Source organism: Rhodoferax saidenbachensis (assembly GCF_001955715.1).
Classification (GTDB): Bacteria; Pseudomonadota; Gammaproteobacteria; order Burkholderiales; family Burkholderiaceae_C; genus Allorhodoferax; species Allorhodoferax saidenbachensis.
On sequence record NZ_CP019239.1, the window covers coordinates 1,762,029 to 1,775,075 of the forward strand.

Genomic DNA, 13,047 nt, shown 5'->3' on the forward strand with positions numbered 1-13,047 from the left:
TGTGTGGGGCGCTGCCCGGCGAAAAATTACTCGCCCTCTGACCTGAGACAATTCAGGCATGACAGACGCAATTTTGACCGTTCCTACGACAACTTCCCCCGCAGACAACGCCTTGCCCGAAGGCTGGCTGGCCGTGAAATCCCTGGACCTGGAGGCGCAGGGCGTGGCCCACCGTCCCGATGGCAAGGTGGTATTTATCGACGGCGCCTTGCCCTTTGAGGTGGTGAGCGCCAATATCCACCGCAGCAAAAGCAGCTTTGAGAAAGGCACGCTGACCCAGATCCACCGCGAGTCTTCGCAGCGCGTGCGCCCGGACTGCCCGCACTTCGGTCTGAGCCCCCAGTCCTGTGGCGGTTGCAAGATGCAGCACCTGCATATTGGCGCCCAGGTGGCGGTCAAGCAGCGGGTGCTGGAAGACAACCTGTGGCACATCGGCAAGGTCAAGCCCGGCAATATGCTGCGGCCCATCGAGGGGCCAACCTGGGGCTACCGCTACCGGGCGCGCCTGTCGGTGCGTTTTGTGCGCAAGAAGGGCGAGGTGCTGATCGGTTTCCACGAGCGCAAGAGCCACTATGTGGCCGATATCAAGGAATGCCGGGTGCTGGTGCCGCACGTCAGCGCCATGCTGCTGCCGCTGCGCGCGCTGATTGCCTCCATGGACGCCATAGAGACGCTGCCGCAGATTGAACTCGCCGTGGGCGACATGGGACTGGGCGCGGCAGAAGTGACGGCCATGGTGCTGCGGCACATGGAGCCCTTGAGCGAGGCCGATCTGAACCGCCTGCGCCAGTTTGCCGTTGCGCACCCGGGCGTGCAGTGGTGGTTGCAGTCCAAGGGGCCGGACACGGTGAAACGCCTGGACGAGCTGCCCGGCCATGAGACTGGCCAGTTGGCCTACACGCTGCCGCAGTTTGGCATCACCATGCCGTTTCGGCCCATCGACTTCACGCAGGTCAATCCGCATATCAACCGCGTGCTGGTGCAAAAAGCGCTGGCGCTGTTGCAGGTGGAAAAGACAGAGCGTGTGATTGACTGGTTCTGCGGTCTGGGCAACTTCACACTACCGCTGGCCACCCAGGCGCGTGAGGTACTGGGTGTGGAGGGCGCCGAATCGCTGGTCGCCCGTTCGCGTGAAAATCTGACGTTCAATCGGTCTCAAGCCCAGGCAGGGATTGCGCTGGCGGCTACTGAATTTGTAGCGCGTAACCTGTTTGAAATGACACCGGAGTTGCTGGTGGGTGACGGCGCCGCCGATAAGTGGCTGGTCGACCCGCCGCGGGAAGGCGCATTTTCGCTGGTGCAAGCGCTGGCGGCCTTGAAACAGTCACCTGAACTGCGTGGAGCGTTAGGTGCCGGGTGGACGCCGCCCAAGCGCATCGTTTACGTGAGTTGCAACCCGGCCACGCTGGCGCGTGACGCGGGTGTGCTGGTGCAGGAGGCGGGCTACTGCTGCGCGGCAGCGGGGGTGGTCAACATGTTCCCCCACACGGCGCACGTGGAGAGCATTGCGGTGTTTGAGCTGGAGGCTTGACCCGTCGGGCGGCCGATCAGGCCGCCTTGGCGCCCGTTTTGGGCTTGGCTTTGTCTTCTTCGATGATTTCCTCAACAGGCGCGGCTGGTGCGGCCGGCTTGGCGACGGTGGACGGCACGCCGTCGATCTTGTTGTCGCGCATGTACTGGTCCATGTCTTTCCAGCCCTGGAACACCAGCGATTTGGACGCCTTCTCGTTGAGGGTGTAGCAGTCCTCAATGCTGCGCATGGCATAGCGGCAGGCGCCGCCTATGGCCTTGGCATCGGCCTCGCGCTGGACGGCCTTGGGGTCGGCCAGCAGCGCGGCGATGTCACACCCGGCCAGCAGCAGGGTTAAAGCGATAGGAATCAGGCGTGAAATCATGCGACAAAGGTGAGGGTGTTAGGGTCATATCGGCAAATTTTGCCGCGTATTGAGCAAAGCACTCCGGTTCAAGCCAAAGAAAAGGCCCCTTTCGGGGCCTTTCACGCAAAGGCCTCGACGGAAACCTCTGACTTTGGTGGTGCGTTGAAGTTCAGTCGCGTTCGCCACCAAAGATGCCCAACAAGGCCAGCAGGTTGCTGAAGATGTTGTACAGGCTGATGTACACGCCCAGTGTGGCGCTGATGTAGTTGGTTTCTTCGCCGTTTTGTACGCGCTTGAGGTCGTACAGGATAAAGGCCGACGAGATACCGATCACCAGCACCGATAGCGTGATCATCAGGGCGCTGCTTTGCAGGAAGATGTTGGCCACCGCTGCAATCAGCACCATGATCATGCCGATGAACAGGAACTTGCCCATGGACGACAGATCGCGCTTGATCACGGTCGACAAGGTCGCCATGCCGAAAAACACGCCACCGGTGCCGGCAAAGGCCAGCATGATCAGGCTGGCGCCGTTGCTCAGGCCCAGCACGGAGCCAATCAGCCGCGACAGCATCAGGCCCATGAAGAAGGTGAAGCCCAGCAGGAGGGGGACACCAGCGGCCGAATTTTTGAACTTTTCGACGGCGAACATCAGGCCGAAGGCGCCCACCATGAACACAATCATGCTGATGCCGGGTGTCAACGCGGCGGTGATGCCGGTGGCGACGCCAAGCCAGGCACCCAGGATGGTGGGGACCATGGAGAGGGATAACAGCCAATAGGTGTTGCGCAGCACTTTGTTGCGCTGCTCGGACGATGCCGCGTAGCCAAAGCGGTTGTCCAGAGTGGTGATGCGATCGGTCATGTAGTTACTCCTTCTAGGTCTGCAGTCTGCAGATGACACCATTCTAGGGTTTATCAAGTTCTGCGCCGTCAAATTCCGGGGGATTGGCCGGACGGATTGCAGGGCTGTTATGCCTGTGGCGCGGGGAATCGGCGGGCAGGCACGCGGTATGGCGCGTTATGCTTGGGGTATTCCATTACTTCCAAGGTCTTGCCCCATGAAAACCAAAGCCGTTCTCGAATTTGCTGACATCAAAGCCATTGCCGCCGCTGCAGAGGCCGAGGCCCTGAAAAACAACTGGGCCGTGAGCATTGCCATCGTCGACGACGGCGGCCACCTGCTGCACTTCCAGCGCTTGGATGGCGCTGCGCCCATTTCTTCCCATATCGCGCCGGGCAAGGCGCGCACCGCGGCCACCGGCCGGCGCGAAAGCAAGGTCTATGAAGACATGATCAACGGCGGACGGGTGTCGTTCCTGAGCGCGCCTGGTCTGGAAGGCATGCTGGAGGGCGGAGTGCCAATCCTCAAAGACGGCCAATGCCTGGGTGCGGTAGGGGTAAGTGGTGTGAAATCTACCGAAGACGCGCAGATCGCCAAGGCCGGGATTGCCGCCATCGGCCTCTGATTTGCTATTAAAAGAATAGCTGCTTGCGCACTTTCCATGTGCGCTAGCGGCTATTTTTACCTCTATTTGGTGAGGATGAGCTTGCCCGAGCGGGTGCTTTGCAGGCGGTAGACCAAGCCGTTGTGCTCGATCTCCACCGCCTGCTGGGCACCCAACAGGTCGGTCGACCGCAGCGGGCCAGGCCGCCCACCGGCCTGCGGCGCAGCCTGCACCATGGCGGGTGCCGGTGGTGCGCTGACGGGCGGGTTGGGGGGCTGGGTCACCATGGTTTTACTTGGCGGGTTCGGTGATGAAGCCGATCTTGCGCAGACCGGCCTGCTGTGCGGCCGCCATGGCCTGTGCCACAAACTCGTAACGCACGGCCTTGTCGCCACGGATGTGCAGTTCGGGCTGGGGCTCCTTGCCCGCTTCGGCTTGCAGCAGGGTGGGCAGGGTGCCGTCGGCTACCTTGTTCTGGTTCCAGTAGTAGCTGCCCTGGGCATCCACGCTGAGCTGGATGGTTTCGGGCTTGGCGTTTTGCGGCTGGCTGGTGGCGCTGGGAAGCTCCACGTTGACCGCATGTTTCATCACCGGCACGGTGATGATGAAGATGATCAGGAGTACCAGCATCACGTCCACCAGGGGCGTCATGTTGATCTCGTTCATCACCTCGGTATCACCGTCCGAGGTGGCGTCTTGCATTCCGAAGGCCATAGGGGTTCCTTAACCTCAGGCTTTCTTCATCGCGACGACTTTGCCGTCCACACTGCCATTGCCGACGCGGGCGCCGGTGACAAAGTAGGCGTGCAGGTCATGCGCAAAGCGGTTGAGCTTGGTCAGGATGGACTTGTTGCCACGCACCAGCGCGTTGTAGCCCAGCACGGCAGGGATGGCCACGGCCAGACCCAGCGCGGTCATGATCAGCGCCTCGCCAATGGGGCCGGCGACCTTGTCGATGGTTGCTTGGCCCGCGCTGCTGATACCCATCAGTGCGTGGTAAATGCCCCAAACCGTGCCAAACAGACCCACGAATGGCGCGGTGGAGCCAACCGAAGCCAGGATGGCCAGACCGGACTGCAGGCGTGCGGTGCTGTCGTCAATCGAGTTGCGCAATGAGCGGCTGATCCAGTCGCTGATGTCCAGCGAATCGTGCAGTTGGGTCTGGGTGTTGCGGTGGTGGGCGGTTGCCTCGCGGCCGGCATGTGCCAGTTGTACGAAGGGATTGCCATCCTGTGTGCCCAACTGGCGCAAGCCGCTGGCGTAATCCTCGCTGTGCCAGAAGGCTTCGGTGCGCTCGCCTAAGGACTTGAACTTGAAGATGTCCAGCGCCTTGATCAGGATCACGATCCATGATGCCAGCGACATGACCAGCAACAGCAGGGCGACGGCCCTAGTGACCCAGTCGCCTTCGGTCCACAGTGTGATTAATCCGAGTTGAGAATCCATAACTACTCCGCTAAAAAAATGGGGTGAACTATTCAAGTACAAAGGTAAAGGGCACGTTGAACCACATGGCCTCGGGCACACCGGCCCGTTTGCCGGGCACGTAGCGCCACTTCAACGCGGTGGCCAGGGCGGCCTGGTCCAGCCGGTCAAAGCCGCTGGACTGTTTGATGCTGGCTTCCTTGGCAATGCCATCGGCGCCAATCAGCGTGCGTACGACCACCTTGCCTTGTTCGCCCAGCCGTTTGCTCAGGGGCGGGTACGGCGGCTTGGGGTTGTTCAGGTAGTCGGCATCGCTGGAGGGCAGCTCAAGCTTGGCGATTGGCTGGGCGTTGGCGCTGGGGGCCGTGCCCGCAGACGCATTGGCATTAGCAGAAGCGGCGGCAGGCGCCACACTGGCCGGAGCGATGGCACTGGGGGCGGGCGCAGCAGCCGTTTCAGGCAGCGCCATGGGCGTTGGCAATGGCGCGGCTTGGGGTGCTGGTGCCTTGGGTGTGGGCTGCTGGGTGGGCAGGGGCTTGGGTGCAGGTTTGGGTTGCACCACGGCGGGCGGGGCTTCGGCAGCCGGCGGCGCCATCATTTCCACCAGAATTTCCGCAGGTACCACGATTTCAACTACTCGGCGCAGCAGGCCGGATTGCAGCGCCCACAGGGCACCGATGTGCAGCAGCACGACACTCACGGCAATGGTCGTGTTGCGACTCATGGCGGGTACGGTCCTGGAGGGGGCTGCGGCGGGAGAAGAGAGGGTAGCCATAGTGTAAAAGTCTGCCAGTGGTTCAGGTGTCTGCCCACATGCGCAGGAGGTTGTGGTACACGCCGGTCAGGGCGGTGGTGTTTTCGTTGTCGCCATGGCGCTGGCGCATGCCCAGCAAGTTCATGTCCAGCTCATACAAAGTTCGCCGTTGTTCGTCGCTGCGCACCATGCTTTCAATCCAGAAGAAACAGGCCAGACGCTCACCGCGCGTGACCGGTTTGACCTGGTGCAGGCTGGTGCCGGGGTACAGCACCATGTGGCCGGCAGGCAGTTTGAAGGACTGTTCGCCATAGGTGTCGGCAATACACAGCTCACCACCGTCATAGTCTTTCGGGTCGGACAGAAACACCGTACAGGAAATGTCGGTACGCAGCCGTGTGCCACTGCCCGGCATGTAACGCACAGCGCCGTCGATATGGTTGCCATAAAAGTTGCTGTCACCGCCATAACGGTTCAGGCGTGGCGGGAACACTTTCTTGGGCAAAGCTGCGGAGAAGAACGTCGGGTTGCGGTCCAGCCCGCGCAGCACCATCTCGCGGATGGCCCGCGCTGCGTCACTGTCGTGGTCCAGTTGCTCGTTGTTCTTGACTTGCCGGGCCAGCTCGCCCGCACCTGCTTTTCCATCGGCCCACGGCGCAGTCGCCAGCAAGGTTTGTGCTTGTTGTACTTCGTCTAGGGTCAGGATGTCGGGCAGGTGCAGGAGCATGGCGGCGGCTAGCTTTTGTGGAAGGGTTAGAACTTGATGTTCATCGTGGCCTGGATGTTGCGGGCGGAGCCAGGAACATAGGTATTGGTATACAACGCATCGGCATACAGTTTGTCCAGTGCATTGGTCACATTGACCTTGAGCACATAACGCTCGCTGAATTTGTACTCACCCATGAGATCCAGTGTGGCAAAACCAGGCACCATAAAACCAGGATTGGTCGCAGGAGCTTGCTCGCTGCGGAAGTTAACACCAGTACCCAGGCGCAGTTCGGGGGTGAACTGGTAGGTCGTCCACACGGTACCGCTGTGGATAGGTGTCAGACCAGGGCGTTCGCCTTTACGGGCGCCCGCGCCAGCGGTAGAGGCCGCCTCATCAATCATGGCATCTGGCATCCACATGTAAGATGCATACACTTCCCATTGAGGGGTCAGCTTGCCAGAAGCGTCGATCTCCAATCCGGTGGTGTGGCGTGCACCTGACAGCAGAAGCTGAGTGGCCGCGGAATCGGGGTCAGTATTGCGCTCGTTGAACTTGGTGGACTGGAAGATAGCCAGGCGTGTTGTGTAGCGCTTATCGGCCGAGTCCAGCTTGGCACCGATTTCGATATTGCGGCTTTGTTCTGGCGGCGTGTTTGCAGCCTGCTGTCTCGCTTTGTCCGTATTTCCCGCATACGAATAAGTGTCTGCAGACGTATTGAACGAAGTGCCCCAGGAAAAGTGGTAAGAACTCAATTCGTCGGGTTGATAAAGCACACCGAGCCGTTGGCTCCAATTGGACAACTCTTGGTCATAAGCACCTGTTTTGGCACCTGTGGTGTTGTAGTTGGCGAAGTTGGCGCGCATACGGTCAAAGCGCAACCCCCCCAAGACTTTCCAGTACTCCGCGACCTGCACCAGATCCATCCCGTATAGCCCCAAATTATCCGCTTGGAATGCGCTGGAGCGTGTAATGGTGCGTGAGGCTTCATCAAACCACGCTCCATCATCTGGTGTTCCTACCCGTGTGGGAGTTTTATTGGTACCTTGGCCTGAAGAGGTGTATACATTTTTGTTTTCTTGCCCGAGATCTGCGCCAGCGAAGACCTCATGCTTGAAGCCCAAAGCGGAGAATTTTTTGGTGTAGTCACTCTGTGCATACACGGAGTTCAGATCCTGAATTTTGTTTTGTGTTTGACGCGTCAGAGTCGTGGCGTCCGAGAACGTGTCCGCCGCGGTTCCGCCCCCAATAAAGGAGGCGCGCTGGTCGCGGGTGTAGACACCTCTGCGAACCGAGGTTTTCAATTCGCTGTCATCGTCAAATCGATGGGTGTGGCTGGCGGTGATGTAATCCGCCGTGCCTTTGTTGTAGTCGCTGGCCATGCCGTAGTAAGTATTGGCGGCAATGCGATCATTTACCGTAGACGTGGAGGCCGGGGATGTTGCAGTAGGCCTGATGTAACGCACGCCGTAGTTCATACCGTTGTCGTTTTTCAGTGTGTAAAGCCCCACGGAAAATTCATCCGCGGTGCCGATACCGAAGCGGTAGTTCGCTGCCAGGCCCCGCTTGTCGAGTTTGGTACCTGCGCCGTTGGTGTCCGCCTTGGTGGCCATCGCATTGATACGCAAACCGGCATCTTCGCCGGTCTGGATATTGAAGTCACCGGTGACGCGGCGGTAGTTGTAGCTGCCCAACGTGGTGCTTACTTCGTTGTCACTGAATGCGCGGGCCTGTTTGCTCGCCTGGTTGACGGCACCGCCGGTGGAGCCGCGACCAAACAGCATGGAGGCTGAGCCACGCAGTACTTCGATGCGGTCACTGTTGAAGGTGTCTCGCTCGTAGAAGGCGGGGTCGCGCATGCCATCCACGTAAATGTCACCGGTGGTCGCCAGCGAGAAGCCGCGCAAGCGGATGTCTTCTTCACCACCTTCGGCGGCCAGGAATGTCACACCTGCAGTGTTGTGCAACACCTCTTTCAGCGTGTCCAGATTGCGGTCATCAATCAGCTTTTCCGTCACCACGGTGATCGATTGGGGAATGTCGCGGAGATCCTGCTTGCCTTTGCCGATCGTCGTGGTCGTCGCGCGCACGGAGTCTTTGCCTTCGGCAGCTTCAGCCTTTTCCTTGATGACGACAGGCTTGAGGGTCTTATCTTCCGTTGGCGCATCCTGTTGCGCCATGGCGCTCATGGAGCCCGCCAGCAGCATGGCGCCGATGGGTAGCAGGTTGCCGGGTGCTACTGTTTTAGTAGCTGCTTGCGCAGAAGGGGCAAGGGTCAGGCGGGTCTTTTGCTTGGAAATATGGATGTGTGACATAGCAGTGGAGGTTCAGTCAAGAAAATTCGCTGGCTATGTCGTGGGTGACGGAAGGCACTGCACGATGTGGCTTGCTGTTAGACAAAAAAGATCTTGGCTATTGTAAATCAAATGCGAATCATTCTTATTGCATTTGTAAATTTTATGGATTTGTGAGGCGCATTTCCCACATAGCCGTGCGTGGACTGCCAGCACGACCAGCGTCCCGGTGTTCAGGGAAAGACGTGCGCCTGGCCTATGACCTGGATCTGCACCTGTGCACCTATGGCAGGTACATGGTTGGCAGGGCCGTGCACACGCAGCGGCATTTCATCGCTGTGCAGCAGGCGCACAACCACCTCACACGTGGGGCCACAAAAATCGGCTTCCAGCACGACGGCAGCGCGACTTGCGGCGTTGGGGTTTTGCAATGCCTGTGGGTGCGACAAATCTTCGAGTCGCAATTGCTCAGGGCGCAGCATGATCTGGCCCGATCCGCTGTACTGCGTATTACCCACAGGGATACGCCCTAACGAACATTCCGCCCAGCCGTTCGATATCTGCGCAGACAAGACCATGGCTTCACCCAGAAAGCGGGCCGTCACCGGATCGGCAGGGCGTTGGTACAGGTCCAGCGGTTTACCCACCTGGGCCAATTGCCCGTTGCGCATGACGGCGACTTGGTCGGCAAACGACAGGGCTTCGGCCTGGTCGTGGGTGACCAGAATGGTGGTGATGCCCGCCGACTGCAGCAGTTGAGCGACAGCCTTGCGCGTGGCGGCGCGCAGGCCGGTGTCCAAGGCGGAGAACGGTTCGTCCAGCAGCATCAGCCGGGGCCTTTGTGCCAGGGCGCGCGCCAATGCCACGCGCTGCTGCTGTCCACCGGAAAGTTCATGCGGGTAGCGCTGCAGCATGGCGGTATCCAGTGCCACCATGTCCATGAGCTCGGCGATGCGGGCCTGGCGTTGTGGTGTATCGCGTGGCAGCCCGAAGCCCACGTTGTCGGCAATACGCAGATGCGGAAACAGCGCGCCGTCCTGCGCCACATAACCAATGCCGCGCTGGTGCGCGGGCACTGCCTGCGGGCCATCGGCCAGTAACTGTCCACCCAGCACCACTTTTCCTGCATCCGGCAGATCGAAGCCGGCGATGATGCGCAGCAGGGTGGTCTTGCCCGAGCCGGACGCGCCCACGATGGCCGTGCGGCTACCTTCAGGCACCGCCAGCGATACCGTATCGAGGGCCACCACCGGCCCGTAGGATTTGCGCACTGCGCTGAGGTCAAGAAAGGTCATGGCGGATAGGGCCTGTTCACACTATTTTTAGAAGTGCGAACGTGGTTAAAACAGCGCCAATCTAGGCGCACAGAATTTCTTGCTTTGGCGCCCAGACCGGGAGTCTGGGTTAGGAGTGCAACAACGAATGGCGCTGTTTTAACCACGTTCCCTTCGGGTTGTGGCCAAAACCGCAGGTTTCTATAAAACAGCCATGCGCAGCGTTGCGAAGCCTTGCCGGGGGGATACCCCGGCCGCGTTTCGCGCCTTGCGCATGGCTGTTTTGATCCGCAACGCATCTTGTAAAAATAGTGTGAACAGGCCCTAGCGCCCTGCGGAGCGTTTGGATTGAAGGTAGAGCAGCCAAGTCAGTGGCATGGAGAGCAGCACCATCAGCAGGGCATACGGTGCCGCCCCGGTGTAGTCGATTTCGCTGCTGTGTGCCCAGAAGGCGGTGGCCAGGGTTTGCGTGCCGCTGGGCGCCAGCAGCAACGTGGCGGTGAGTTCGTTGGTAATGGCTAAAAACACCATGGCCACGCCCGAGGCTACGCCGGGTGCGGCCAGACGCAAGGTGATCTGCCACAGCGCTTGGGTGGGGGTGCGCCCCAGACTGCGCGCGGCCTGTTCCAGCTCGACCGGTGCCTGGGCGATACCAGCCCGGAGGTTGACCAGCGCGCGCGGCAAAAACATCAGCACATAGGCCAGCAACACGGTCACCACGGTCTGGTAGATCGGCAAGGCCACCCGCACGGTGATGGTCACCAGGGCCAGCGCCACCACGATGCCGGGCAGTGAGCCCACCAGGTAGTTGCTGCCCTCAATCACACGCTGCAGTCGCCCTGGTGCGCGTATCGACAGCCAGGCCATGGGGATCGCCACCAGTGTGGTCAACAGAGCGCCCACGGCGGCCAGGCCCAGGGTCTGGCTCAGCGCGGGCATCAGGTCAGGCAGGCTCCATACGCTGGTGCCGCCGAGCACCAGCCAGCGCAGCAAGGTGATCAGTGGTACGCCCAGTGACAAGGCCACGGTCAGTACTGGCAACAGCAGGCAGGCAAAGCGATAAACACCCAGGCGCGCAGGCCGTGGCATGCGGGCTGAACCGGTGCCGACGCGCGCATAACGTTCCTTGCCGCGGGTACCGGCCTCCAGCCCCAGCAGCACAAAGCAGCACAGCACCAGCACGCCAGCCAGCATATTGGCGGCCGGGCCGTTGTAGGTGGACTGGAACTGGTCGACGATGGCAGTGGTGAAGGTGTCAAACCGGATCATCACGTACAGGCCGTACTCCGCCAACAAGTGCAGGCCCACCAGCAACGCACCGCCCCAGATGGACAGCCGCAACTGCGGCAGTACGACGCGAAAGAAGATGCTCCATGGGCCCAGACCCAAAGACGCCGCGGTGTCTTCCATGCCCGGATCGAGCCGCCGCATCGAGGCGGCGATGGGCAAGTACAAAAACGGAAAGTAGGCCAGCACCGACACCATCACCGCACCCCACAGGCCCTGCAATCCGGGCGCCACGGTGATCCAGGCATAACTGTGGACAAACGCAGGCACCGCCAGGGGGGCAGCAGCCAGCCAGGCCCAGTGGCGGGCACCGGGCAGGTCGCTGCGTTCGGTCAACCACGCCAGCGCGGTCGCCAGCGCGATACACAGGGGCACGGTCACGGCGACCAGCAGGGCGGTGTTGATCAGCAACTCGCCCACGCGCGGGCGGAATACCAGGGCCGCTATCGTCTCCCAGCCCGATTGCACACCCACCCAGACCACAAACCCCAAAGGCAACAACGCGGCCAGCGAGACCAGCAGTGCCGCAATTGCCACCCAGGACATGCGCCAGGGCTGCCTCGCGCGCGCGACGGGCGCGATGGCAGGGGCGATGGAAGGAAGGGCTGCGGCAGTCAATTCAGGTTCAGAGCAGGCCAGCCTCGGTCATCAAATCCGAAACCTTGCGGCTGTTGAGTTTGGATGGCTCTACCTTGGGCGCCTGCAGGTTGGCCAGCGGCACCAGGTTACGGTTGGATGCTGCATTCAGGCCCACCGCGTATTCGTAGGAGTCGCCCGTGCGCAGGATGTCCTGACCACCCTTGCCGGTGATCCATTTGATAAAGGCCTGGGCATTGGCCTGGCGCTTGCTGGAGGCCAACACGCCGCCGCCGGAAATGCTGACAAAAGCGCCCGGATCTTCATTGCGGAAATAGTGCAGGCTGGTGCCGTCGCTGTTCTCGCCGGTTTTGGCCTGGTCGGCAAAACGGTAGTAGTGGTAAATCACCGCACCTTCCACCTGGCCGGCGTTCACGGCTTTCATGGCCACGCCATTGCCCTTGTAAGTCAGCGCGTTGGTTTTCATCGCCTTGAGCCAGTCGGCCGTGACCGCTTCACCCTTGAGTTCCAGCAGGGCGCTCACGATGGCCTGGAAGTCAGCGCCGGCGGGCGATGCGCCCCAGCGGCCTTTCCATTCCGGTTTGGCCAGGTCGAGCATGGACTTGGGCAACTGGGCCGAGGTGAGCTTGCGCTTGTTGTAGACGAATACCGTGGTGCGTGCGGCAATGCCGATCCAGCGACCGTGGGCGGGGCGGAAATTGGGTTCTACCTGGGCGATGGTGTCGGCGGACAGTGGCGCAAACAGGCCCTTGGCATCCACCAGCGCCATGGCGGGAGAGTTTTCTGTCAGGAACACATCGGCGGGTGAGGCGGCGCCTTCCTGCACGATCTGGTTGCCCAGCTCCGTGTCGCTGCCGTTGCGCAGGGTGACCTTGATACCGGTCTCGGACGTGAATGCGCTGGCCCAAGCCTGTGCCAGGCTCGCGTGTTGCGCGTTGTAAACCACGATGGGTTCGTTGTTGGGGGTGCTTTGTGCCTGTGCCAGTAAAGACAGGGTGCCAATGCTCAAGGCCAGTGTGGCCTTTCGGACGAAGGACGTGATCATGGGATGCGGTTCCTGGAGTAGAGGTCAAGAAAACAGAAGGGGGCTATCGACGGCCGGGCTCGGCACGATATGCGTATGGTGCAGATCTATCGGGCCATGGACAGCGTGATGGGCATCCAGCCCTGCTGTGCCAGACCCGCCTTGGCGTGGCACTGCTCGATCACTTCGCGTGCGCAGTCTTCACATTTGCCGCATTGGAGAGCCACACCCAAATCGAACTGGATGTCGTCAAAGCCTTTGCCCTCAGCGGCATGCTGCGCAATCTCTTTCTCGGTCACACGGCGGCAAACACAAACAATCATGGCAAATCGGTGGAAGCTGATTTCGGTAGTGTCAATTC

The 13,047-nt window shown here is 60.7% G+C and carries 14 protein-coding genes; 2 read left to right on the plus strand and 12 right to left on the minus strand.

Annotated features, from left to right (window positions below):
* The first annotated feature begins 58 nt into the window (after positions 1–58).
* The gene (rlmD, locus tag RS694_RS08430; protein ID WP_029708780.1) at positions 59–1,531 is read left to right on the plus strand and encodes a 23S rRNA (uracil(1939)-C(5))-methyltransferase RlmD; all 1,473 of its coding nucleotides are present in this window, start codon (positions 59–61) and stop codon (positions 1,529–1,531) included.
* Between the two features lie 16 nt (positions 1,532–1,547).
* Here the strand turns inward: rlmD and RS694_RS08435 are convergent, their stop codons facing one another.
* Both RS694_RS08435 and RS694_RS08440 read right to left on the minus strand, forming a co-directional pair.
* Complete coding sequence (locus tag RS694_RS08435) at positions 1,548–1,895, minus strand: hypothetical protein (protein WP_029708781.1); 348 nt, start codon at positions 1,893–1,895, stop codon at positions 1,548–1,550.
* Positions 1,896–2,046: 151 nt separating this feature from the next.
* Positions 2,047–2,742, minus strand: a complete 696-nt coding sequence (locus RS694_RS08440; RefSeq protein ID WP_029708782.1) for a Bax inhibitor-1/YccA family protein — start codon at positions 2,740–2,742, stop codon at positions 2,047–2,049.
* A 196-nt stretch (positions 2,743–2,938) separates the two neighbouring features.
* Between RS694_RS08440 and RS694_RS08445 the strand changes: the two genes are divergently transcribed.
* A complete protein-coding gene (locus RS694_RS08445; RefSeq protein WP_029708783.1) occupies positions 2,939–3,346 on the plus strand; it encodes a GlcG/HbpS family heme-binding protein in 408 nt (135 codons plus the stop codon).
* Between the two features lie 62 nt (positions 3,347–3,408).
* On the opposite strand, the gene hemP is transcribed toward RS694_RS08445, so the two are convergent.
* From hemP to RS694_RS08495, 10 genes are all read right to left on the minus strand, one after another.
* Complete coding sequence (hemP, locus tag RS694_RS08450; protein WP_076069510.1) at positions 3,409–3,612, minus strand: hemin uptake protein HemP; 204 nt, start codon at positions 3,610–3,612, stop codon at positions 3,409–3,411.
* A gap of 4 nt (positions 3,613–3,616) precedes the next feature.
* Positions 3,617–4,039 carry an ExbD/TolR family protein gene (locus RS694_RS08455; protein ID WP_029708785.1) on the minus strand — a complete coding sequence of 141 codons (423 nt, stop codon included), beginning with the start codon at positions 4,037–4,039 and terminating at the stop codon, positions 3,617–3,619.
* Positions 4,040–4,054: 15 nt separating this feature from the next.
* Complete coding sequence (locus tag RS694_RS08460) at positions 4,055–4,771, minus strand: MotA/TolQ/ExbB proton channel family protein (protein WP_029708786.1); 717 nt, start codon at positions 4,769–4,771, stop codon at positions 4,055–4,057.
* Positions 4,772–4,799: 28 nt separating this feature from the next.
* Positions 4,800–5,525 carry an energy transducer TonB gene (locus tag RS694_RS08465; protein WP_244898412.1) on the minus strand — a complete coding sequence of 242 codons (726 nt, stop codon included), beginning with the start codon at positions 5,523–5,525 and terminating at the stop codon, positions 4,800–4,802.
* A gap of 22 nt (positions 5,526–5,547) precedes the next feature.
* The gene (locus tag RS694_RS08470; protein ID WP_029708788.1) at positions 5,548–6,231 is read right to left on the minus strand and encodes a Fe2+-dependent dioxygenase; all 684 of its coding nucleotides are present in this window, start codon (positions 6,229–6,231) and stop codon (positions 5,548–5,550) included.
* A 26-nt stretch (positions 6,232–6,257) separates the two neighbouring features.
* On the minus strand, positions 6,258–8,417 hold the full coding sequence (locus RS694_RS08475; RefSeq protein WP_244898413.1) for a TonB-dependent receptor: 2,160 nt from the start codon (positions 8,415–8,417) through the stop codon (positions 6,258–6,260).
* Between the two features lie 320 nt (positions 8,418–8,737).
* On the minus strand, positions 8,738–9,799 hold the full coding sequence (locus RS694_RS08480; RefSeq protein ID WP_029708790.1) for an ABC transporter ATP-binding protein: 1,062 nt from the start codon (positions 9,797–9,799) through the stop codon (positions 8,738–8,740).
* A gap of 303 nt (positions 9,800–10,102) precedes the next feature.
* On the minus strand, positions 10,103–11,611 hold the full coding sequence (locus RS694_RS08485; protein ID WP_081708673.1) for an ABC transporter permease: 1,509 nt from the start codon (positions 11,609–11,611) through the stop codon (positions 10,103–10,105).
* Between the two features lie 79 nt (positions 11,612–11,690).
* Positions 11,691–12,707 carry an iron ABC transporter substrate-binding protein gene (locus RS694_RS08490; RefSeq protein ID WP_029708792.1) on the minus strand — a complete coding sequence of 339 codons (1,017 nt, stop codon included), beginning with the start codon at positions 12,705–12,707 and terminating at the stop codon, positions 11,691–11,693.
* Between the two features lie 86 nt (positions 12,708–12,793).
* Positions 12,794–13,009 carry a (2Fe-2S)-binding protein gene (locus RS694_RS08495; protein ID WP_029708793.1) on the minus strand — a complete coding sequence of 72 codons (216 nt, stop codon included), beginning with the start codon at positions 13,007–13,009 and terminating at the stop codon, positions 12,794–12,796.
* Between the last annotated feature and the right edge of the window lie 38 nt (positions 13,010–13,047).